The organism is Pseudomonas sp. SWI7 (assembly GCF_006351945.1).
In the GTDB taxonomy this organism is placed as follows: Bacteria; Pseudomonadota; Gammaproteobacteria; order Pseudomonadales; family Pseudomonadaceae; genus Aquipseudomonas; species Aquipseudomonas fulva.
Genome location: NZ_CP040930.1, coordinates 2,669,477 through 2,691,693 on the forward strand (window position 1 = coordinate 2,669,477; position 22,217 = coordinate 2,691,693).

The 22,217-nt window shown below is 60.6% G+C and carries 19 protein-coding genes; 14 read left to right on the plus strand and 5 right to left on the minus strand.

The features are described 5' to 3' along the window. Positions 1 to 126 precede the first annotated feature (126 nt). Positions 127 to 1,173: a dihydroorotase gene (pyrC, locus tag FH041_RS12285; protein WP_027915347.1), complete on the plus strand. Its 1,047-nt coding sequence runs from the start codon at positions 127 to 129 to the stop codon at positions 1,171 to 1,173. Continuing rightward, on the plus strand, positions 1,170 to 1,838 hold the full coding sequence (gene rnt / locus FH041_RS12290) for a ribonuclease T (protein ID WP_027915348.1): 669 nt from the start codon (positions 1,170 to 1,172) through the stop codon (positions 1,836 to 1,838). Before pyrC ends, rnt begins: the two co-directional genes overlap by 4 nt. 88 nt (positions 1,839 to 1,926) lie before the next feature. On the opposite strand, the gene FH041_RS12295 is transcribed toward rnt, so the two are convergent. After that, positions 1,927 to 2,529 carry a peroxiredoxin gene (locus tag FH041_RS12295; RefSeq protein WP_023535284.1) on the minus strand — a complete coding sequence of 201 codons (603 nt, stop codon included), beginning with the start codon at positions 2,527 to 2,529 and terminating at the stop codon, positions 1,927 to 1,929. Positions 2,530 to 2,748: 219 nt separating this feature from the next. Here FH041_RS12295 and FH041_RS12300 point away from each other — a divergent pair, with 219 nt between their 5' ends. Both FH041_RS12300 and bfr read left to right on the plus strand, forming a co-directional pair. Next, a complete protein-coding gene (locus FH041_RS12300; protein WP_027915349.1) occupies positions 2,749 to 2,967 on the plus strand; it encodes a bacterioferritin-associated ferredoxin in 219 nt (72 codons plus the stop codon). Between the two features lie 198 nt (positions 2,968 to 3,165). Then, on the plus strand, positions 3,166 to 3,639 hold the full coding sequence (gene bfr / locus FH041_RS12305) for a bacterioferritin (RefSeq protein WP_027915350.1): 474 nt from the start codon (positions 3,166 to 3,168) through the stop codon (positions 3,637 to 3,639). 53 nt (positions 3,640 to 3,692) lie between these two features. On the opposite strand, the gene grxD is transcribed toward bfr, so the two are convergent. Both grxD and FH041_RS12315 read right to left on the minus strand, forming a co-directional pair. Continuing rightward, complete coding sequence (gene grxD / locus FH041_RS12310) at positions 3,693 to 4,028, minus strand: Grx4 family monothiol glutaredoxin (protein WP_023535214.1); 336 nt, start codon at positions 4,026 to 4,028, stop codon at positions 3,693 to 3,695. Between the two features lie 91 nt (positions 4,029 to 4,119). Beyond that, positions 4,120 to 6,228 (minus strand): molybdopterin oxidoreductase family protein, encoded by a 2,109-nt coding sequence (locus tag FH041_RS12315; RefSeq protein WP_140174674.1) that lies wholly within the window; start codon positions 6,226 to 6,228, stop codon positions 4,120 to 4,122. A 369-nt stretch (positions 6,229 to 6,597) separates the two neighbouring features. Between FH041_RS12315 and argF the strand changes: the two genes are divergently transcribed. Next, complete coding sequence (gene argF / locus FH041_RS12320) at positions 6,598 to 7,518, plus strand: ornithine carbamoyltransferase (protein ID WP_023535282.1); 921 nt, start codon at positions 6,598 to 6,600, stop codon at positions 7,516 to 7,518. Continuing rightward, positions 7,515 to 8,624 (plus strand): ABC transporter ATP-binding protein, encoded by a 1,110-nt coding sequence (locus tag FH041_RS12325; RefSeq protein WP_027915353.1) that lies wholly within the window; start codon positions 7,515 to 7,517, stop codon positions 8,622 to 8,624. Before argF ends, FH041_RS12325 begins: the two co-directional genes overlap by 4 nt. 78 nt (positions 8,625 to 8,702) lie before the next feature. Here the strand turns inward: FH041_RS12325 and ybaK are convergent, their stop codons facing one another. Then, positions 8,703 to 9,173 (minus strand): Cys-tRNA(Pro) deacylase, encoded by a 471-nt coding sequence (gene ybaK, locus FH041_RS12330; RefSeq protein ID WP_049696464.1) that lies wholly within the window; start codon positions 9,171 to 9,173, stop codon positions 8,703 to 8,705. 298 nt (positions 9,174 to 9,471) lie between these two features. Here ybaK and FH041_RS12335 point away from each other — a divergent pair, with 298 nt between their 5' ends. From FH041_RS12335 to glpD, 4 genes are all read left to right on the plus strand, one after another. Beyond that, entirely contained in the window at positions 9,472 to 10,320 is an 849-nt protein-coding gene (locus FH041_RS12335) for an MIP/aquaporin family protein (RefSeq protein WP_028687590.1), read from the plus strand. Positions 10,321 to 10,368: 48 nt separating this feature from the next. Then, positions 10,369 to 11,868: a glycerol kinase GlpK gene (glpK, locus tag FH041_RS12340; protein ID WP_027915356.1), complete on the plus strand. Its 1,500-nt coding sequence runs from the start codon at positions 10,369 to 10,371 to the stop codon at positions 11,866 to 11,868. A gap of 128 nt (positions 11,869 to 11,996) precedes the next feature. After that, positions 11,997 to 12,752 carry a DeoR/GlpR family transcriptional regulator gene (locus tag FH041_RS12345; RefSeq protein WP_027915357.1) on the plus strand — a complete coding sequence of 252 codons (756 nt, stop codon included), beginning with the start codon at positions 11,997 to 11,999 and terminating at the stop codon, positions 12,750 to 12,752. 203 nt (positions 12,753 to 12,955) lie between these two features. Next, on the plus strand, positions 12,956 to 14,485 hold the full coding sequence (gene glpD / locus FH041_RS12350) for a glycerol-3-phosphate dehydrogenase (protein WP_027915358.1): 1,530 nt from the start codon (positions 12,956 to 12,958) through the stop codon (positions 14,483 to 14,485). A 28-nt stretch (positions 14,486 to 14,513) separates the two neighbouring features. On the opposite strand, the gene FH041_RS12355 is transcribed toward glpD, so the two are convergent. Continuing rightward, complete coding sequence (locus FH041_RS12355; RefSeq protein WP_140174676.1) at positions 14,514 to 18,626, minus strand: NEL-type E3 ubiquitin ligase domain-containing protein; 4,113 nt, start codon at positions 18,624 to 18,626, stop codon at positions 14,514 to 14,516. A 335-nt stretch (positions 18,627 to 18,961) separates the two neighbouring features. On the opposite strand from FH041_RS12355, the gene FH041_RS12360 reads away from it, so the two are divergent. The 4 genes from FH041_RS12360 to FH041_RS12375 all read left to right on the plus strand — a co-directional run bounded on the left by FH041_RS12360 (position 18,962) and on the right by FH041_RS12375 (position 22,171). Beyond that, entirely contained in the window at positions 18,962 to 19,879 is a 918-nt protein-coding gene (locus FH041_RS12360; protein WP_027915360.1) for a glutamate/aspartate ABC transporter substrate-binding protein, read from the plus strand. A gap of 142 nt (positions 19,880 to 20,021) precedes the next feature. Further along, positions 20,022 to 20,768, plus strand: a complete 747-nt coding sequence (locus tag FH041_RS12365) for an amino acid ABC transporter permease (protein WP_023535216.1) — start codon at positions 20,022 to 20,024, stop codon at positions 20,766 to 20,768. After that, positions 20,769 to 21,440 carry an amino acid ABC transporter permease gene (locus tag FH041_RS12370; protein WP_027915361.1) on the plus strand — a complete coding sequence of 224 codons (672 nt, stop codon included), beginning with the start codon at positions 20,769 to 20,771 and terminating at the stop codon, positions 21,438 to 21,440. Next, positions 21,437 to 22,171 (plus strand): amino acid ABC transporter ATP-binding protein, encoded by a 735-nt coding sequence (locus FH041_RS12375; RefSeq protein ID WP_027915362.1) that lies wholly within the window; start codon positions 21,437 to 21,439, stop codon positions 22,169 to 22,171. Before FH041_RS12370 ends, FH041_RS12375 begins: the two co-directional genes overlap by 4 nt. Positions 22,172 to 22,217 lie beyond the last annotated feature (46 nt).

Consider the following 22,217-nt stretch of genomic DNA (forward strand, 5'->3'; position numbering starts at 1 on the left):
GGGCTCCACATAATTCGACACTCACCTTTACGCTATCGGGCAGTCGCGGGAAAACTTGATACCTGTGCTCTGGAGGGGCTTTTCCGGTAGCATTGCGGCTTGAGTTCGACCCGCCTGGAATCCTCAATGTCCGATCGCCTGACCCTCCTGCGCCCCGACGACTGGCACATCCATCTGCGTGATGGTGCCGTCCTGCCCCACACCGTTGGTGATGTGGCGCGCACTTTCGCCCGTGCCATCATCATGCCCAACCTGGTGCCGCCGGTGCGCAATGCCGCCGAAGCCGGGGCCTATCGTGACCGTATCCTGGCTGCTCGCCCGGCTGGCAGTCGGTTTGAGCCGTTGATGGTGCTGTATCTCACCGACCGCACCAGCGCGCAAGACATCCGAGATGCCAAGGCCAGCGGTATCGTGCATGCCGCCAAGCTCTACCCGGCAGGCGCCACCACCAATTCCGATTCTGGTGTGACCAGCATCGACAACATCTTCCCCGCTATCGAGGCGCTGGCTGAAGTCGGCATGCCGTTGCTGGTGCACGGCGAAGTCACGCGCAGCGAGATCGACGTGTTCGACCGTGAAAAGCGCTTCATCGATGAGCACATGCGCCGCCTGGTCGAGCGTTTCCCCACGCTCAAGGTAGTCTTCGAGCACATTACCACCAGCGATGCGGCCCAGTTCGTGACCGAAGCTTCGGCCAACGTTGGCGCCACCATCACGGCGCAGCACTTGCTGTACAACCGCAACCATATGCTGGTGGGCGGAATACGACCCCATTTCTATTGCCTGCCCATTCTCAAGCGAAACACGCATCAGGTGGCGTTGCTCGACGCCGCCACCAGCGGTAACCCGAAATTCTTCCTCGGCACCGACTCGGCTCCCCACGCCCGCCACGCCAAGGAAGCGGCGTGTGGGTGCGCTGGCTGCTATACCGCGTACGCGGCCATCGAACTCTATGCAGAGGCGTTCGAACAACGCAACGCGCTGGACAAGCTCGAAGGCTTTGCCAGCCTGCACGGCCCTGCGTTCTACGGCCTGCCGGCCAACACCGACACCATCACCCTGGTTCGTGATCAGTGGACGGCCCCAGAGAGCCTGCCCTTCGGTGAGCAAACCGTGATCCCGCTGCGCGCCGGGGAAACACTGCGCTGGCGCCTGCTGGAGGAACACGCGTGAGCGAAGACCTGTACGAAGACGAACTTGAATCCTCCGGCAGCGGTGGTCACCGCCATCCGATGGCAGAACGCTTCCGGGGTTACCTGCCAGTGGTGGTGGATGTGGAGACTGGCGGCTTCAACAGCGCCACTGACGCCTTGCTGGAAATTGCTGCCGTCACCATTGGCATGGACGAAAAGGGTTTCCTGTTCCCCGAACATACCTATTTTCACCGGGTGGAGCCCTTCGAAGGCGCCAACATCGAGGCTGCCGCGCTGGAGTTCACCGGCATCAAGCTCGACCATCCGTTGCGCATGGCAGTAAGCGAGGAAACGGCCCTGACGGATATCTTCCGAGGCATCCGCAAGGCGCTCAAGGCCAATGGCTGCAAGCGCGCCATTCTGGTGGGCCACAACAGCAGTTTCGATTTGGGTTTCCTCAACGCGGCGGTAGCGCGCAACGACCTCAAGCGTAACCCGTTCCACCCGTTCTCAAGCTTCGACACGGCCACCCTGGCAGGGCTCGCTTATGGGCAAACCGTACTGGCTCGCGCCTGCCAGAGCGCCGACATCGATTTCGATGGTCGCGAGGCCCACTCGGCGCGCTACGACACCGAAAAAACGGCTGAGCTGTTCTGCGGTATCGTCAATCGCTGGAAAGACATGGGCGGCTGGCGCCAGGATTGATCCGCGCGTTCCAGGTTCAGGTCAGCCCCATGCGGCTGGCCAAAAAAAACCGGCCATGAGGGCCGGTTTTTTTGTGCGCGACGCGGGCTTACAGCTTGCCGGCGTTCTCGCTCAGGTAGGCAGCAACGCCTTCTGGCGATGCGTTCATGCCCTTGTCGCCTTTTTTCCAGTTGGCAGGGCAGACTTCGCCGTGCTCTTCGTGGAACTGCAGGGCGTCGACCAGGCGCAGCAGCTCGTCCATGTTACGGCCCAGCGGCAGGTCGTTGATGATCTGCGAGCGCACGACACCGTTGGTGTCGATCAGGAAGGCGCCACGGAAGGCCACGCCGCCTTCGGACTCCACGTCGTAGGCCTTGCAGATTTCATGGGTCATGTCGGCAGCCAGGGTGTACTTGACCGGGCCGATGCCGCCATTGTTGACGGGGGTGTTGCGCCATGCGTTGTGGGTGAAGTGCGAGTCGATCGATACGCCGATCACTTCTACGTTGCGCGCCTGGAAGTCAGGAATGCGGTTGTCCAGGGCAATCAGCTCGGACGGGCAAACGAAGGTGAAGTCCAGCGGGTAGAAGAACACCAGGCCGTACTTGCCCTTGATGGCCGAGGCCAGGTTGAAGCTGTCGACGATCTCGCCGCTGCCCAGTACGGCAGGTACGGTGAAATCGGGGGCTTTCTTGCCAACGAGTACGCTCATTGTTATCTCCTGATGTGAGTGAAGAACCATTGCCAGGCCGAGTCGCCGACCCGACATGCAGCAAAGGTTGACCATCATACACAGGTTACGATGGCAGGCCGAATGCTGAGCGCACGACCGCTGGTCAGCCGGGCCGAATGCCTTCTGAAACCACTTTGACAAGCATTCTCATTCACATTAAGCTCCAACCCATCGAACCCGCCAGCGATGGTCAGCCCTATGTATGTGTGTCTTTGTGTCGGCGTCACCGACGGACAGATCCGCGATGCGATCTATGAAGGATGCTGCAGCTACAAGGAAGTCCGAGCCGCCACCAATGTCGCCAGCCAGTGTGGCAAGTGCGCTTGCCTGGCCAAGGAAGTGGTGCGCGAGACACTGACCAAACTTCAGGTCAGCCAGGCCGCCCTGCCCTATCCGGTAGAATTCACCACTGCCTGATACCCAGATTGACAAAAACCGGACCCTGTGTCCGGTTTTTTTTCGCTTTAATTCAACAAGTTAGCGCGCCAACGCGGTTCACAAACATTCTTATTCCTATTAATTTTCATTTATTATTCAATTACTTAGGTTTGACAGGCCTGAGCATCAGGCTCAAACTTCCCTGCATTGGCACACTTCGACAGGGCAGGAACCCCAATGAAAGGCGACATCAGCGTCATCCAGCATCTCAACAAGATCCTCGGAAACGAGCTGGTCGCAATCAACCAGTACTTCCTGCATGCCCGCATGTACGAAGATTGGGGCCTGAACAAGCTCGGCAAGCACGAGTACAAAGAATCCATCGACGAAATGAAGCACGCTGACAAATTGATCAAGCGTATTCTGTTTCTCGAAGGTATCCCTAACGTTCAGGACCTGGGCAAGCTGCTGATTGGCGAGCACACCAAGGAGATGCTCGAATGCGACCTGCGAATCGAGCAGAAAGGCCTGATCGACCTGAAGGCGGCCATTGCCCACTGCGAAACAGTGGGTGACTTTGGTTCGCGTGACGTCCTCGAAGATATTCTGGAGTCCGAAGAAGAGCATATCGACTGGCTGGAAACCCAGCTGGGCTTGATCGACAAGATCGGTATCGAAAATTACCTGCAGTCGCAGATGGGCGAAGAATAAGACGCCCCTACAAAAAAACCCGCCAATGGCGGGTTTTTTTATGAGCGCAGTGTTTACGCTTCGGCAGCCTTCGCCTTGGCGGCGGCATCCTTGATCAGGGTCTGCAGCTCACCCTTTTCGAACATTTCCAGCACGATGTCGCTGCCACCGACCAGCTCACCACCGACCCACAGCTGGGGGAAGGTTGGCCAGTTGGCATATTTGGGCAGGTTGGCGCGGATTTCCGGGTTCTGCAGGATGTCGACGTAGGCGAACTTCTCGCCGCAACCCATCACTGCCTGGGAGGCACGGGCCGAAAAGCCGCACTGCGGCGCATTCGGCGAGCCCTTCATGTAAAGCAGAATGGTGTTGTTGGCAATCTGCTCTTTGATCGTTTCGATGATATCCATGTAGCACCTCGGCTTGACTTTCCGACACGGGCGTCGGCACGGTGACGCATTGTAACGGAAAGCCGAGCAGCATGCTCGGCCTTGCCAAGGCTCAAGCGGCTTCGACGTGCACCGGAACGCCGTTGAGCGCAGCATTGCCACAGACCGAGTCACGCAGCAGCTCGTCAGTAAGATCATTGGCGCTGACGCCGGGCTGCGCCTGGGCAGTCTGAAGGCGCACACCCTGACGGTCATGCCCGAAGCCATGGGGCAGGCTTACCACCCCGGGCATCATGCTTTCGCATGCCTGCACCTGCACCTGCACCGCCCCTGCTCGCGAGCGCACCCTGACCTGCTGGCCATCCTGCAGTTGGCGCTGACGCAGGTCATCAGGGTGCATCAACAAGTGATGGCGCGGTTTACCTTTCACCAGCCTGTGATAATTGTGCATCCAGGAATTGTTGCTGCGTACGTGCCGCCGCCCGATGAGCAGCAGTTGCCCGGTTTCTGGCGGCGCCTGCCGGGCCAGACGCTGTAGATCATCAAGCAGCAGGCGCGGCGCTGCCTCGACGGTTTTGCTCGCAGTGCCCAGGCGATGTGCAAGGTTGGCCTGCAAGGGGCCCAGGTCCAACCCGTGCGGGTGTGCATCGAGGGTCTGGAGTGACAGCTGCCAGGGCGTCGCCTGCCCATAACGCCCGCTGCGCAAGGCTTTGTCGATCATCTGCGCTGGCGCTACGGTCGGCGACAGTTCACGCCCGGCGCGTCGCGCATACGCCTTGGCCAGGCCGACGAAGATTTCCCAGTCGTGCAGGGCGCCATCGGGCCTGGGCAGAATCGCTCGGTTGAACCGGCTCACATTGCGAACTGCCAGCAAGTTGAAGGTGGTGTCGTAGTGATCGTTTTCCAGGGCTGAAGTCGATGGCAGGATCAGATCGGCATGGCGCGTGGTTTCGTTGATGTACAGGTCGATGCTGAGCATGAAATCGAGCCCCGACAGTGCGCTGTCCAATTGCCGCCCGTTGGGCGTGGACAGCACGGGATTGCCCGCGACCGTGACCAAAGCCCGGACCTGCCCCTCACCCGGGGTCAGCATCTCCTCGGCAAGCGCCACTACCGGCAGTTCCCCGGCATATTCGGGCAGGCCGGACACCCGACTCTGCCAGACGTTGAAGTGACCACCCGACGTGCTCGCCACCACGTCCACCGCAGGTTCGGTACACAGTGCCCCGCCCTTGCGATCAAGGTTACCGGTGACCAAGTTGATCATCTGTACCAGCCAGTGACAGAGGGTGCCGAACACCTGGGTCGATACCCCCATGCGGCCGTAACAGACCGCCTTGTCCGCCGCGGCGAAATCACGCGCCAACTGACGAATGTCCTGCGCCGGGATGCCGCACAGGCTGCTCATGGCCTCGGCTGTCATGGGAGCCAGGGCGGCGCGGACATCGGTCAGCCCTGTAATCGGCAGATGCGAGCCGCGCGTCAGGCCTTCTTCGAACAACGTGTTGAGCAGCCCGCACAACAAGGCCGCGTCGCCGCCGGGGCGAATGAATAGATGACTGTCTGCGATCGCCGCAGTTTCACTGCGCCGCGGGTCGATCACCACCAGACGTCCACCCCTGGCTTGCAAGGCCTTGAGGCGTTTCTCCACATCGGGGACAGTCATGATGCTGCCGTTGGAGGCCAACGGGTTGCCGCCCAGCACCAGCATGAAGTCCGTGTGATCGATGTCCGGAATCGGCAGGAGCAGCCCATGGCCATACATCAGGTGGCTGATCAGGTGCTGAGGCAGTTGGTCCACAGACGTGGCAGAAAAGCGATTGCGGGTTTTCAACAGCCCTAAAAAGTAGTTGCCATGGGTCATCAACCCATAGTTGTGCACACTCGGGTTGCCTTGATACACGGCAACCGCATTGTTGCCGTGGGCCTGCTGCACGTCCCACAGGCGCTCGGCGGCGAGGTCAAATGCCTCCTCCCACCCAATCGCCTGCCACTGCTCGCCCACGCGCCGGTGGGGTTGGCGCAGCCGATCAGGATCATTCTGGATATCCTGCAGCGCCACCGCCTTGGGGCAGACATGCCCCCGGCTGAAAGGGTCCTGAGGGTCGCCCTTGATGGACTCGATCCGGGCAGGTTTGCCAGGCGCGTGGCTCACCACGATGTTCAAACCACAAATGGCTTCACACAGGTGACAGGCGCGGTGGTGCAGGGTACGGGTCATGGCCGCATGCCTCGTTGTCTTGATGGCTCGACTATGAACTGTGCCCTGCGCAGGGGCCAGCGTGCTTCGTGGTATGAATTGGCCTTTATCACCCACACGGCAGACCCAGCCCGTTTGCCAATGCACCCTCAAGCCGTGTACAAACAGCCGTAGCAAATAAAACACAGCAATACAGTGCCCTGCGAAACCCCTTGCAACAGCGCCGGGGGCGCCAAGTGGTTTCACCCCTTGGTTTCAGGCGACATTTAATTATAGTATTGCGCCTTTCCCTATTCGTCCGCCCCGTGCGGCTTACGCCGCAGGTCACCGCCGTTGTCAAAAAAAACCGCACGGTCGGCCTGCATACTGTTGCAGATAAGGTAGTCAATCATGAGCGCTAGGCACTTTCTCTCCCTGCTGGACTTCACCACCGACGAATTGCTCGGGGTGATCCGCCGCGGCATCGAGCTGAAGGACCTGCGCAAGCGCGGCGTGCTGTTCGAGCCGCTCAAAAGCCGTGTGCTGGGCATGATCTTCGAAAAATCGTCGACCCGCACCCGCGTGTCCTTCGAAGCCGGGATGATCCAGCTTGGCGGCCAGGCCATCTTCCTGTCCCCACGCGACACCCAGCTGGGGCGAGGCGAGCCAATCGGCGACAGCGCCATCGTCTTGTCGAGCATGCTCGACGTGGTGATGATACGGACCCACGCCCACAGCACCCTGACCGACTTTGCCGCCAAGTCCCGCGTACCGGTGATCAATGCCCTGTCGGACGAGTCGCACCCGTGTCAGCTTCTGGCCGACATGCAGACGTTTCTCGAGCACCGGGGGGCGATCGAGGGCAAGACCGTCGCCTGGATTGGCGATGGCTTCAACATGTGCAACTCCTACATCGAAGCGGCCCGGCAGTTCGGTTTCCAGCTGCGCATCGCCTGCCCCGAGGGGTATGAGCCCGATCCCCGGTTCATGGCCATCGGCGCTGAGCACGTGCAGATCGTGCGCGATCCCCGCGAAGCGGTAAAAGGCGCCCACCTGGTGACCACCGATGTCTGGACTTCCATGGGTCAGGAAGAGGAAACTGCTCGTCGCCTGGCGCATTTCGCGCCGTACCAGGTCACCCGCGACATGCTCGACCTGGCAGCACCTGACGTCTTGTTCATGCATTGCCTACCCGCCCACCGCGGCGAGGAAATCAGCCATGATCTGCTCGATGACCCCCGTTCGGTCGCCTGGGATCAAGCTGAGAACCGTCTGCATGCACAAAAGGCACTTCTCGAATTTCTCGTCGAACCGGCTTACCACCACGCATGAGTCAACCTCTACTGCTCAACCTGCGCAACCTTGCCTGCGGCTACGGCGACCAGCGCATCGTCCAGAACCTGAATCTGCATCTGAATGCAGGCGACATTGGCTGCCTGCTTGGCTCGTCCGGCTGCGGCAAGACCACGACCTTGCGCGCCATCGCGGGTTTCGAGTCGGTGCACGAAGGCGAAATCCAACTGGCCGGCAACGTCATTTCCAAGGCGGGGTTTACCCTGGCGCCGGAGAAGCGTCGCATCGGCATGGTGTTCCAGGACTACGCCCTGTTCCCCCATCTGACGGTGGCGCAGAACATCGCCTTCGGTATCGCCAAGCACCCACGCCAAGCTGCGGTCATCGACGAGATGCTCGACCTGGTCAAGTTGGGTGGGTTGGGTGGCCGTTACCCCCACGAGTTGTCCGGCGGCCAGCAGCAGCGGGTCGCACTGGCACGGGCGTTGGCCCCAGAGCCGCAATTGCTGCTTTTGGACGAGCCGTTTTCCAATCTTGACGTGGAGCTTCGTCGCAGGCTCAGCCATGAGGTGCGGGACATCCTCAAGCAGCGCGGCACCAGCGCCATTCTGGTCACCCATGACCAGGAAGAAGCGTTCGCTGTCAGCGACCAGGTTGGGGTGTTCAAGGAGGGCCGGCTTGAGCAGTGGGATACGCCCTACAACCTGTACCACGAGCCGCAGACACCTTTCGTGGCCAGTTTCATCGGCCAGGGCTATTTCATCCGTGGCCAGATGACCAGCGTGGAAGCCGTCAGCACCGAACTGGGCGAGCTGCGAGGCAACCGTGCCTATCGCATGGCGCAGGGCAGCTCGGTGGATGTGTTGCTGCGCCCGGATGATATCGTGCACGCTCCCGAAAGCCCGTTGCGCGCTGTCATCGTGGCCAAGAGCTTTCTAGGCGCCTCAACGCTGTATCGCCTGCAACTCCCCACCGGCAGCCAGCTCGAAGCGATCTTCACCAGCCATGTGGATCGTCAGCCAGGCGAAGAGGTGGGCATTGCGGTAAAAGCCGACCACCTGGTGGTGTTCCCGGTGCCAGGTAGCATCGCTACCCAGACGGTGCAGCAGGCAACAGGGGTTCGTCGCCACAGCGGGCCAAACTGACCAGGCCCGGGCTCCGTCTTGAGCGGACGCGCTACCGGCTCGATCCGAGCGGGTAGCGAGGGTGAATGGGCGCTGGCATCACGTTCTGCCGATACTGGCAAAGGTGCCCTGAGTATGCTCGGCCAAAGTCGTTGCCGCCAGTTCTACCTCCAGCCCACGTCGTCCAGCACTCACATGGATGGTCGCAAAACGCTGCGCCGCCTCGTCGATGAAGGTGCGCAGACGCTTCTTCTGCCCTAAGGGGCTGATCCCACCTACCAGGTAACCCGTTGCTCGCTGCGCCTTGACCGGATCGGCCATCTCGCACTTTTTGACGCCCGCCGCATGCGCCAAGGCCTTGAGATCGAGCGTACCCACCACAGGCACCACCGCCACCAGCAGCTCTCCTTTTTCGCTACAGGCCAGCAGCGTCTTGAACACCTGCTGTGGGTCCAGGCCGAGCTTATCTGCAGCTTCCAACCCATAGGACGCTGTCTTGGGATCATGCTCGTAGCTGTGAACGTGATAGTGCGCGTGATGCTTTTTCAACAGATCCAGAGCGGGTGTCATACGAAGTTCCGGTGTAAGACAGATCGGCAGCTACTTTAGGTCAATTCCTACATCCCAGCCAATAAGCCCAAGCGCCCCGCTCTACAAAGGGGCGTCACGCTAGCGGCGGTTGCCCAAAACGTGACTGACCGTTCACTTTCGACCTTTGACATCAGCGTTTCTTGTCTATATTTTTTCGTTTCTGAATACCGGGGGTGCACCTTCACGGTGCATCTCATACCCGCCCAGGACAATCCGGAAGGTCCGGGCCTTGCTGTCGAGCCCCGCGCGACTCACAACAAAAACAACGAGGTCATACATGACAATTGCCCAAGGCCAACCCACGCTGTCCAGCCAGTGCCTGGCCGAATTTCTCGGTACTGCGCTGCTGATCTTCTTCGGTACCGGCTGCGTCGCCGCGCTCAAGGTCGCAGGCGCAAGCTTCGGACTCTGGGAAATCAGCATCATTTGGGGCGTGGGGGTCAGCATGAGTATCTACCTCACTGCAGGGATCTCCGGTGCCCACCTGAACCCTGCCGTCAGCATCGCGCTGACCCTGTTCGCCGGCTTTGAGCGGCGCAAGCTGCCTTTCTACATACTAGCCCAAGTGTGCGGTGCCTTCTGCGGCGCGGCACTGGTCTACACCCTCTACAGCAGCCTGTTCTTCGATTTCGAACAAGCGCACACCCTGCTGCGCGGTAGTGAATCCAGCCTGGAACTGGCGGCGGTGTTCTCGACCTACCCACACCCCTCCCTGTCCACGGCGCAAGCGCTGCTGGTTGAGGTGGTCATCACGGCGATCCTCATGGCCGTCATCATGGCCCTGACCGACGACAACAACGGCCTGCCACGCGGCGCGATGGCGCCGCTGCTGATCGGCCTGCTGATCGCGGTGATTGGCAGTGCCATGGGGCCGTTGACCGGCTTTGCTATGAACCCGGCACGCGATCTGGGCCCGAAAATCATGACGTTCCTGGCAGGCTGGGGCGAAATCGCCTTTACCGGCGGCCGGGATGTGCCTTACTTCCTGGTGCCGATATTCGGCCCTATCATCGGCGCCTGCCTGGGTGCTGCCACTTATCGTGGCTTGATTGCCCGCAACCTGCCTGCATCAGCGCCCACGCCCGCGACAGGCGACGGTCGCCAAGGCGATACGCAAATCAGTTGAGCACGGCAGCCAGACCCGCCACGACCCCTATTTTGCAAGGCCAACACCATGACAGACACTCAGGACAAGCAATACATCATCGCCCTGGACCAGGGCACCACCAGTTCGCGTGCGATCATCTTCGACCGTGACGCCAATGTGGTCGGCACCTCACAGCGTGAGTTCGTGCAGCATTATCCGCAGGCAGGCTGGGTCGAGCACGACCCCATGGAAATCTTTGCCACCCAGAGTGCGACCATGGTCGAGGCACTGGCCCAGGCTGGCATCAGCCATGCCCAGGTCGCGGCCCTGGGTATCACCAACCAGCGCGAGACGACCGTCGTCTGGGACAAGGAAACAGGCCGCCCGGTGTACAATGCCATCGTCTGGCAATGCCGGCGCAGCACCGAAATCTGCGCCCAGCTCAAGCGCGACGGCTTTGAGGACTACATTCGTGAAACCACGGGCCTGGTCACCGACCCGTACTTTTCCGGTACCAAGCTCAAGTGGATCCTGGACAATGTCGACGGCGCCCGGGAACGCGCCGAACGTGGCGAGCTGCTGTTCGGCACCGTCGATACCTGGCTGATCTGGAAGTTTTCCGGCGGCAAGGTGCATGTCACCGACTACACCAATGCCTCGCGAACCCTCATGTTCAACATCCACACGCTGCAGTGGGATGAAAAACTGCTCGACATCCTGGGCATTCCTGCGCAAATGCTGCCAGAAGTGCGCTCCTCCTCCGAGGTCTATGGGCACACCAAAAGTGGCATCGCCATCGCCGGCATTGCCGGGGACCAGCAATCGGCGCTGTTCGGGCAGATGTGCGTGGAACCGGGGCAGGCGAAGAACACCTACGGCACCGGTTGCTTCCTGTTGATGAACACGGGCGACAAGGCCGTCACGTCATCCCATGGCCTGCTGACCACCATTGCCTGTGGCCCGCGCGGTGAAGTGGCCTATGCCCTGGAAGGAGCCGTGTTCAACGGTGGCTCCACGGTCCAGTGGCTGCGTGATGAGCTGAAGATCGTCAATGACGCGTTGGATACCGAGTACTTCGCCAGCAAGGTAAAGGACAGCAATGGCGTCTACCTGGTGCCTGCCTTCACCGGCCTCGGCGCCCCCTACTGGGACCCTTATGCCCGCGGTGCGCTATTTGGCCTGACCCGTGGCGTCAAGGTGGATCACATCATCCGCGCAGCATTGGAGTCCATCGCCTACCAGACCCGCGACGTGCTCGATGCCATGCAGCAGGACTGCGGCCAGCGCCTGTCCGAACTGCGCGTCGACGGCGGCGCCGTGGCCAACAATTTCCTCATGCAGTTCCAGGCCGATATCCTCGGCACGTGTGTCGAGCGCCCCAAGATGCGTGAAACCACGGCGCTGGGTGCAGCCTACCTGGCGGGCCTGGCTTGCGGTTTCTGGAGCAGTCTGGACGAGCTGCGCAACAAGGCGATCATCGAGCGGGAGTTCAGCCCGCAACTGGATGAAACGCAGAAAGAGAAATTGTACGGCGGCTGGAAAAAAGCCGTCGATCGCACCCGCGATTGGGAAGATCACGACGCCTGATCGCTTTAGGCAACGGCGCAGTCCGCTCCCAGGTCTGCGCCGGATCCACCCTTCGGACGCCACGCTGGTCGTCATCCCCGTCCTACGGCATCATTGCAGCATTTGTCAGGCTGCTCCGAAGGACGTCCATGAATTTGCCTCCACGCCAACAACAAATCCTCGAACTGGTCCGCGACCGCGGCTACGTCAGTATCGAGGAAATGGCGCAGCTGTTCGTCGTTACCCCGCAGACGATCCGCCGCGACATCAACCAACTGGCAGAGCTCGACCTGTTGCGCCGGTACCACGGGGGCGCAGCCTACGATTCAAGCGTCGAAAACACCGCCTATGCCATGCGCGCCGACCAGATGCGTGATGAAAAGCAGCGCATCGCCGAGGCTGTCGCGCGGCAGGTGCCCGATCATGCCTCGCTGTTCATCAATATCGGGACCACCACCGAATCCATCGCCCGCGCTTTGCTCAACCACAGCCAACTGAAGGTCATCACCAACAACCTGCACGTCGCCTCCATCCTGGCGGCCAAGGATGACTTCGAGGTGCTGGTGGCGGGCGGCACCGTGCGCCGTGACGGCGGTGTCGTAGGCCAGGCGAGTGTGGACTTCATCAATCAGTTCAAGGTCGATTACGCCCTGGTCGGCATCAGCGGCATCGATGAAGACGGGAGCCTGCTGGATTTCGACTATCAGGAAGTGCGCGTGTCCCAGGCGATCATCGCCAATGCTCGGCAGGTGATTCTGGCTGCGGACTCCAGCAAGTTCGGGCGCAATGCCATGGTGCGCCTGGGGGCCATCAGCCTGGTCGACTGCCTGGTGACTGACCAGGCACCGACCCCTGCCCTGGTCCAACTGCTCAATGACCACAAGGTACGTGTCGAAGTGGTTTAGAAGGTCGGCGCCGGCGCTGTGAGCATGGGCGTGGCACAGGCGCCCGACACCCGCTGACTTTTTCGTTAATGTTCATTTGCTTGTCACCTGATCAGTATTTTCTATGAATACGGACTGGCGAGTCGCCTGCGCTTGCGCTAGTATTTTCGGAAACGAACATAAATGTTCACTTTCGATACGAACTGCTCCAGGAGGCCTTCCCTGTGTCCCAGCCCGATTCGACCAGCGCTCCCGTCGCCGACTGCTATGACCTGGTGGTGATAGGCGGTGGCATCAACGGTGTGGGCATCGCCGCCGACGCAGCCGGCCGCGGCCTGAAAGTCTTCCTGTGTGAAAAGGACGACCTGGCCAGGCACACCTCGTCAGCCAGCAGCAAGCTGATTCACGGAGGTCTGCGCTACCTCGAGCATTACGAGTTTCGTCTGGTACGCGAGGCCCTGGCCGAACGCGAAGTCCTGTTGGCCAAGGCACCGCACATCGTCAAACCCATGCGCTTCGTGCTGCCCCATCGCCCCCATTTGCGCCCTGCCTGGATGATCCGTGCTGGCCTGTTCCTGTACGACCACCTGGGCAAGCGCAAGCGGCTGGGCGCCTCGCGCAGCCTGCGATTTGGCGCTGGCTCTGCGCTCAAGCCGGCCATCACCCGTGGTTTCGAATATGCCGACTGCTGGGTCGATGATGCTCGCCTGGTGGTCCTCAACGCCATGGCTGCCCGTGAACATGGCGCGCACATTCACACCCAGACGCTGTGCCTGGGCGCCAAACGTGTCGGCGCCCTCTGGGAAGTGGAAGTGCAACACGCCGACGGCAGCACCCGGACGGTGCGTGCCAAGGGCCTGGTGAACGCCGCCGGCCCATGGGTGGCGCAGTTCATCAAGAACGACCTGAAACTGGACGCCCCTTATGGGATCCGTCTGATCCAGGGGAGTCATCTGATCGTCCCTAGGCTGTATGAAGGCGAGCACGCCTACATTCTGCAGAACGAAGACCAGCGCATCGTTTTCTGCATTCCGTACCTTGATCGTTTCACACTGATCGGCACCACCGACCGTGAATACACGGGCGATCCTGCCAAGGTGGCGATCACCGATCAGGAAACCGACTACCTGCTCAACGTGGTCAACGCCCACTTCAATCATCAGCTTCAGCGCAGTGACATTTTCAGCACCTATGCAGGCGTTCGCCCTCTGTGCAATGACGAATCGGACAACCCATCGGCCGTTACCCGCGACTACACTTTGGCACTGTCGGCCGCCCACGGTGAAGCCCCCCTGCTCTCGGTCTTCGGTGGCAAGCTCACCACTTACCGCAAGCTGGCCGAATCGGCCATGGCCGAACTCAAGCCGTTCTTCAGCCAGATGGGCGGTAGTTGGACAGCCGAATCAACCCTGCCGGGCGGTGAGGACATGACCACGCCGCAGGCACTTGAAGAAGCCTTGCTTGCTCGGCATACCTGGCTTGCCCCGGCCATTGCCCAGCGCTGGGCACGCACCTATGGCAGCCGCGTCTGGACGCTTCTGGCAGGTGTTGAAGGCCCGCAGGACCTGGGTCAGGCCATCGGTGCAGGGCTGTTTGCCCGCGAGGTGGATTACCTGCGCGAGCATGAGTGGGCTACCAGCCTTGAAGATATCCTGTGGCGTCGTACCAAGCTTGGGCTGTTCACCACCGAAGCCGAACAGAACACCCTTAGCCAGTACCTGGAAAAGGCAACGCAGCGCAGTCACGCTGCCTGACCCAGATGTGCCGCCTGTCAGCACATGCTCACAGGCGGCTGTAGGCCTCGACGGCCAGCTCGTGGTAAAGCGCCTGCTCGTGCGCATCGAGCTCAGCCTTCAAGGCAGCAGCCTGTTGAAGATAGACCTGCTCCCCGTGTTCGCCGACGGTGCGCTCGGCGGTTTCGAGCCGTTGGTGAAACGGTGCAGCCAGCGCCTCGAAACGTTCGCGGTAATGACTGCGTACAAACGACTGCCAGAACTCGCGTTGCGCCAGTGCCGCGGCCAGTACATCCAAACTCTCGCCCGCCAGTACCCGCTCTCCGGCCAGCCTGATCTGCCGACTGCTGACATCGCTGAATTCCGGGTAATTCATGTAACTTGGTTGAGCCGGTAACCCCAAGCGGTTCGCCAGATTGACCCGGTAAGCCAGGTACACCTCGATGTCATCCACCCTCGCATAGGGATCGCGCCGCATACGCTCGATATGCCGAGCGGCGATACTGTCCACCTGGTCCAGACGATACAGCGAACGCCCAAGGCGCAGGAGTTCGCGCTCAGTCTGCCCGGCACTCGCCCCAGCCGTATGAACGGCAATAAGCGTTCTCACCTCAAGTTGACTGAGCAGTAGCAACAAACGGTCTTCGCAGGTCTGCGGGCCTTGGGTCTGCAGGTAGACCGATTCGCGGACATCCGTACTTTCAGCACACAATTCGAGAATGCGCCATATGCGTGCGCGGTAGTATGGCGGGCGTTCATGGAAATCGTCAGATTCGGCAAAGTCGGCAAGGAACCGGAAGAGATCGGCAGAGCCCTCATCGTCAAGCAAGGCGTTCCAGATGCCTTCATATCGATGGCGAATGTCTGGCTTGGCCGGTCCAATCCAGCTGTCTCGCAGCTCGTCGTCAATGGACACCTGGGCATGGGTGCGCGGCGCGAGCGAGCCCTCGTTTGCAGTGGCGAGTGCTTGCTGACTGGCTTCGTCCAACGGATTGTCGTGCAGGGACATTTGCTGGATGTGTTCTCCGAGCATCTGCAGATGCTCGTTGACCTCACGAATCTGGTTTTCCCGGATGTCCATCAGGCCGCGCCACAGTAATTGATGGCGCTGCGGGATGTTCAACAGGCCTGTGTTGCGCAGTGAAATCGTACGCAGATGACGTAGGGGAGACAGGTTCGGTATTCTGCCGATCGGATTACCGCTCAAGCTAATGTACTCAAGGTGGGTCAGTCTGGTCAGTGCCGTGTCACTGTCAGGTCGAAGTACGATTCGATTGTCATCGAACCGCAATACCCGCAACTGCTCCAGGTCACTGAGGCCGGTCGGCAGCTGCGTCAACTGGTTGCCGCGCAGATCGAGCACCTGCAGGTGCGGGAAGCGCTTGAGAAAGTTGTCGCTGACGTTGATAAGCGCCAAGTTGCGCAGGCTCAATTGCCGCACGTGATTGAAATCGATGTCGTCAGGCAGGTCAGGTAGCGTGCCCACCTGCTCGCCCTGTATACGCAGCACATACTCATCGTTCCCGGACCCAACTGTCTTGCGTCGCCAAGCGCGGCGGATCTGGGTGGCAACCCTGCGTCGGCGGCGCCCATCGATGAAACCATTGCGTTGGCTCTCCCAGGAGGCGAGGGACTCACGCAAACGTGCCAGTCGCCCTTCGAGATCGCTCAAGTGGTCCCATAAATTCACGTCGCGCTCGGTCAATTGCTCCAGGTAGGCGTCCATCTGGCTCTCGGTCAGCGTCGGGTAGATGCGGTGTATGCCCCGGCGTAGTGCTTGCCGGCTGCTCTCCCCTCGCCCGCTGAGGGGGTAACCAATACGACCATCCTGGAGTCGGCGAGGCGGGTTGAATCGGCCACCCAGAGCCACCATGCCCAGTGACTGGGCCGTTTTGCCCCGATCGACAGCCGCCCTGTGCAGCAGGTTTTCCGCCAATTCGACAGCCGTAACCGATGAACCGCCGAAGGCGGTTTTCTGGGTTTCATCCAGGGTCTGCAGCAAACACGCCAGCAGTCCTTGATCCACGGCCTGAATCGAACGTGCCTGCAACTGATATCCTCCGCTGGTCTGCACGATCACCTCGGTGCGCTGTGCGTCAACTGGGCCGTGGGAGGCCACGAGCTTGCCCTGGGCCTCACCCAGGCGCACCTCGATACGCATCGACACAGGCCATGGCGATGTTTCATCGATCAGCGCCAGCGCCAGGCGCAGTGTGTCCAGGTTGGTGGCCTGCTCATGCTCGAAGCCCAACAGCGCGCGATCGATGCGGCTTTCACGCACTGCCCAACGCGCCCGCTCAGCAAGCGGCAGGGGGACCTTGCCGCTCATCAGCGTTTCAAGTTGTTCTGTGGTCGCGCATTCCACGATTTCTTGCGCAAGTGGCACTGACAGGCCGGTGAAGTCGCGAGTGAGCGTATCCACGCCAACGCCTGGCTCGCCCACTGAATGCGTCAGCGCTTGCTCGACCAACAGCTCTGATGTCGGCCCCTGCCCATACAGCAGGTGCCGTGCCTGCGCTTCTCTGAACCGCGCTGGCGCCGGTTCCTCGTGTACCCGCAGGCTGCGCAAGTGTTCGGGCGTCAGGCCGGTGATATGCACCAGCGCGTCGGCGTCCACGTCCGACACTTGCTCAAGATCGGCGCCAAAGCTGCGTATCAATTCCCCCGGATGCTCCAGGTAGTGGGCCGACGCCGGCATCTTTTTTAGCCGCAATCCCCTGTTGCCGGCCATGACCGGCGTGAGGCCGTCGACCAAACCGATGCGCTCGAGCGCGCCGCCGAACAATGGCTGCGCAGCACCCAGCAGCGCGCCCGTGGCCACGACCTGGGCCACATTGAACACATGCGCCAGCGCTTGCTGCCTGTCGCCTATCTGCCAAGTCTCGTAACCGTCATAGACTTCGCGCACGACGTCCACCGCAGCCGCAACAAATAAAACTTCGCCCAGGCCGGGGACGAACAGCGCGGCCAGGGTAAGCGCATCCAGCCCTGCCCCTTTCAAGGCGTCGATGCGCTCGTGCCGCTCAAGTTGAGTCAGGTCGCCTGTGGGAACGGCAAGTACCCGGGCATCATCGATCATTGCATCGAGCAAGCGCTTGCGCAGGCAGGCAAAGACAGAGCCTTCTATTGCGAAATGCCGACCATCGAGGGCGAGCGGTGTAGGACCAGTCGAGGATTTGTTCAACTGCGCCAGCTGGGCCAGAAACGCAGGCCGCTCGCGCTGAGCAATCAAGCCGGCAAAGTACTGTGTATATCGACGCTCACGCAGCCGCATGCCGAGGTGTTCGTACAATCCAGTCCAGTTCGCATGCCGCCCGATGGGCTCGGCCGGGTCATTGGAAAACCAGCTTATCAGGCCGTGCACGGGCCCATTTGCCGCCGCGCGAAGCTCAATGACCAGGCAACGCTGAACGCGCTTACCCAAGACGAATAGCTCGAACGCCTGGAACATTTGAGCCACGGCCGGTACCGTCGGCTTGCGGGCTATCAGCGGCAGAAGTGTGAGGTAGTCTTGATCGGTCAGCTGCCCTTTGAGCCTGGCCATCCTGACTGCAACATCAAGCGCCGCGCGTAGGCGCTCCTCGAAAATCTGTTCCACTGCACGCTGCCCAAAATCGGCGGGTGCCGGGGGACGCGCCTTGGGGAACAGGCACGTATGCAGCTGCTGCTGGTACCGCCCGCCCAGATCCAGCTGCCGGCAGAGGCGAGCAAACGCTTCGAAGGAAAGCGGCAGTACAGTGCCGTCTGCCTTCTGCAATTGAGCGCGCCGGTGCAGGCCGGGATGGGTCTCGCTTTCATGAAAGTTGTGTAACGCGGCCATCAACAGCGATTCATTGCTGTAAATCACCTTCATGGGTGTGTGCAGCCGAGGGGCGGCACTGGGCATCGCAAGCCTGTCGTGCACCACCACCCGAGCGGTATCCACATTCACCTCGCCCAAGCCCATGGCTCGCAGCGCCTCCTGAAGCAATGGGCGGGCAAAGGTCTGCAGCCCAGGCAACGTTTTCAGACGCACCTTGACCGCCTCGCAGGACAACTGTTCAAGCTCGAGCGCACGATGGAACGTGCTGAGCAGGTCTGGATCGGCGCTGGTCAGCCAAGCCGGCAACACGCTCGCCACGAGCGCATCAACGGAAACGTGAGGTAGTGCGTTATCTGCCACGGATCTTCCTCTGGTCTGGGAAATGCCGCAGCAGAACATCGAGCTGTCATGGACAGGTGTTACATATACATATGGCTAGGTGCACAATGGTGAGCACTCATTCGGATAACCGAACATAAAAATGACGGTAATTCGAATTTCCGACCCTGCTGAAAAACTCGAATTAGTCGAACAAGGCTAACGCCCTTGCTTTCAGCGGGGCTAACATGCTTCACGGACCTTGGCACGACTTCTGCTCATATCCATTCAACCGGATGCAACCGCTGCCGTATCCGTTGAACGAAAGAGTCCGCCAACGGCTCCATAAAAAAAACAAACACGTCGAGGAAAATTTGATGCGTATCGTTCGTCAATTGCTGGGCGCCGCCATCGCGGCTGCTGTGATCGCTTCGCCGGCCATGGCCGAAGAACTCACCGGCACCCTGAAGAAGATCAAGGATTCAGGCACCATCACCCTGGGCCACCGCGACTCCTCCATCCCGTTTTCCTACCTGGCCGGCAAGCCAGAGCCCGTCGGCTACTCCCACGATATCCAGCTGGCCGTCGTCGAGGCCCTGAAGAAGCAACTGGGTACCGACATCAAGGTCCGCTACAACCTGGTCACTTCCCAGACCCGCATCCCGCTCGTACAGAACGGCACCGTCGACCTGGAGTGCGGCTCCACCACCAACAACGTCGAGCGCCAGCAGCAAGTCAGCTTTTCGGTGGGTATCTTCGAGGTTGGCACCCGTCTGCTGACCAAGGTCAAGGACGGCCAGCCGGCCTACAAGGACTTCGCAGATCTGGCTGGCAAGAACGTGGTGACCACCGCGGGCACCACCTCCGAACGCCTCCTCAAGGCCATGAACGCCGACAAGCAGATGAAGATGAACGTGATCTCCGCCAAGGACCACGGTGAAGCCTTCAACATGCTCGAGAGCGGTCGCGCTGTGGCCTTCATGATGGACGACGCGCTGCTCGCTGGCGAAATGGCCAAGGCTCGCAAGCCGTCGGACTGGGTCATCACCGGTACGCCGCAATCCTACGAAATCTACGGTTGCATGGTGCGCAAGGGTGATGAGCCCTTCAAGAAGGCCGTGGATGACGCGATCATTGGCTACTTCAAGTCCGGTGAAGTCAACAAGAGCTACGACAAGTGGTTCCAGCAGCCAATCCCGCCTAAAGGCCTGAACCTGCAGTTCCCAATGAGCGACGAGCTCAAGAAGCTGATCGCCGAGCCGACCGACAAGGCGGCGGACGAGAAGAAATCCTGACCCCCAGCCTGGAGCCTGCCGCGCTGCAAGGCGCGAATTAAACGGGCAGGCTCCCCGTTAGTGTCTAACCTTTCATCCGAGGGCAGTTTGCCCTCGGATGCTGGAAGGTGCCTGTGAAACAATCGTCTGAGGGGAAATCCCGATGAATTACAACTGGGACTGGGGCGTATTCTTCAAGTCCACTGGCGTGGGCAGCGAAACCTATCTGGACTGGTACATCACCGGCCTGGGGTGGACCATCGCCATCGCCATTTCCGCCTGGATCATCGCCTTGCTGCTGGGGTCGATCCTGGGCGTGATGCGAACCGTGCCTAACCGGCTCGTTTCCGGTATCGCAACCGCATACGTCGAGCTGTTCCGCAACGTGCCTTTGCTGGTGCAGCTGTTCATCTGGTACTTCCTGGTGCCGGACCTGCTGCCAGAGGGGCTGCAGGAATGGTTCAAGCAGGACTTGAACCCGACCACGTCGGCCTTGATCAGTGTGGTCGTGTGCCTGGGCCTGTTCACCGCCGCGCGCGTGTGCGAACAGGTTCGCACCGGCATCCAGGCCCTGCCGCGTGGCCAGGAAGCCGCCGCGCGAGCGATGGGTTTCAGCCTGCCGCAGATCTACACCAACGTGCTGCTGCCACAGGCCTACCGCATCATCATTCCGCCACTTACCTCCGAATTCCTGAACGTGTTCAAGAACTCCTCGGTGGCTTCGTTGATCGGCCTGATGGAGCTGCTGGCGCAAACCAAGCAGACTGCCGAGTTCTCGGCGAACCTGTTCGAAGCGTTCACCTTGGCCACGTTGATCTATTTCACCCTCAACATGGGCCTGATGCTGCTCATGCGTATCGTCGAGAAGAAAGTGGCCGTACCTGGCCTGATCTCTGTGGGGGGCAAGTAAATGGACCTGGATTTCAGCGAAATCATCCCCGCCCTGCCCGCCCTCTGGGATGGCATGGCCATGACCCTGCAATTGATGGTGATGGGCGTCATCGGCGGCATCGTGCTGGGCACCCTGCTGGCGCTGATGCGCCTGTCGTCGAATAAACTGCTGTCCAGGCTGGCCGGCGCCTACGTCAACTATTTTCGTTCGATCCCGCTGCTGCTGGTGATCACCTGGTTCTACCTGGCGGTGCCGTTCGTGCTGCGCTGGATCACTGGGCAGGATACGCCGGTGGGGGCCTTCACCTCCTGCGTGGTCGCCTTCATGATGTTCGAGGCGGCCTACTTCTGCGAAATCGTGCGTGCCGGTGTGCAGTCGATCTCCAAAGGCCAGATGGGCGCAGCCCAGGCGTTGGGCATGACCTATGGCCAGACCATGCGCCTGATCATCCTGCCCCAGGCCTTCCGCAAGATGACGCCGTTGCTGCTGCAGCAGAGCATCATCCTGTTCCAGGACACGTCCTTGGTCTACACGGTAGGCCTGGTCGACTTCCTCAACTCGGCACGCTCCAACGGCGACATCATCGGGCGCTCCCACGAGTTCCTGATCTTCGCCGGCATCGTGTATTTCATCATCAGCTTCTCCGCTTCGTGGCTGGTCAAGCGCCTGCAAAAAAGGATCACCGTATGATTTCCATCAAGAACGTCAACAAGTGGTACGGGGACTTCCAGGTGCTGACCGACTGCAGCACCGAGGTCAAGAAAGGTGAAGTGGTGGTGGTATGCGGTCCCTCGGGGTCGGGCAAGTCCACCCTGATCAAGTGCGTGAACGCGCTGGAGCCTTTCCAGAAGGGCGACATCGTGGTCGACGGCACTTCGATCGCCGACGCCAAGACCAACCTGCCCAAGCTGCGCTCGCGCGTGGGCATGGTCTTCCAGCATTTCGAGCTGTTCCCGCACCTGACCATCACCGAAAACCTGACCATTGCCCAGCGCAAGGTGCTGGGCCGCAGTGAGGCCGAAGCCACCAAGAAGGGCCTGGCCTTGCTCGACCGCGTCGGCTTGAGTGCCCACGCCAAGAAGCATCCCGGGCAGTTGTCCGGCGGTCAGCAGCAACGGGTCGCCATCGCGCGCGCATTGTCCATGGACCCGATCGTCATGCTGTTCGACGAGCCTACTTCGGCCCTGGACCCGGAGATGGTCAACGAAGTGCTGGACGTGATGGTCGAGCTTGCCCACGAAGGCATGACCATGATGTGCGTGACCCACGAAATGGGCTTTGCTCGCAAAGTGGCCAACCGCGTGATCTTCATGGACAAGGGCAACATCATCGAGGATTGCCAGAAGGAAGACTTCTTCGGCAACCCCGAAGGCCGTCACGAACGCACCCAGCACTTCCTGAGCAAGATCCTTCAGCACTGATCCTGCCTCATCGAGCCGCTCGGCCCCGCCGCCCTTGCGGGCAGCG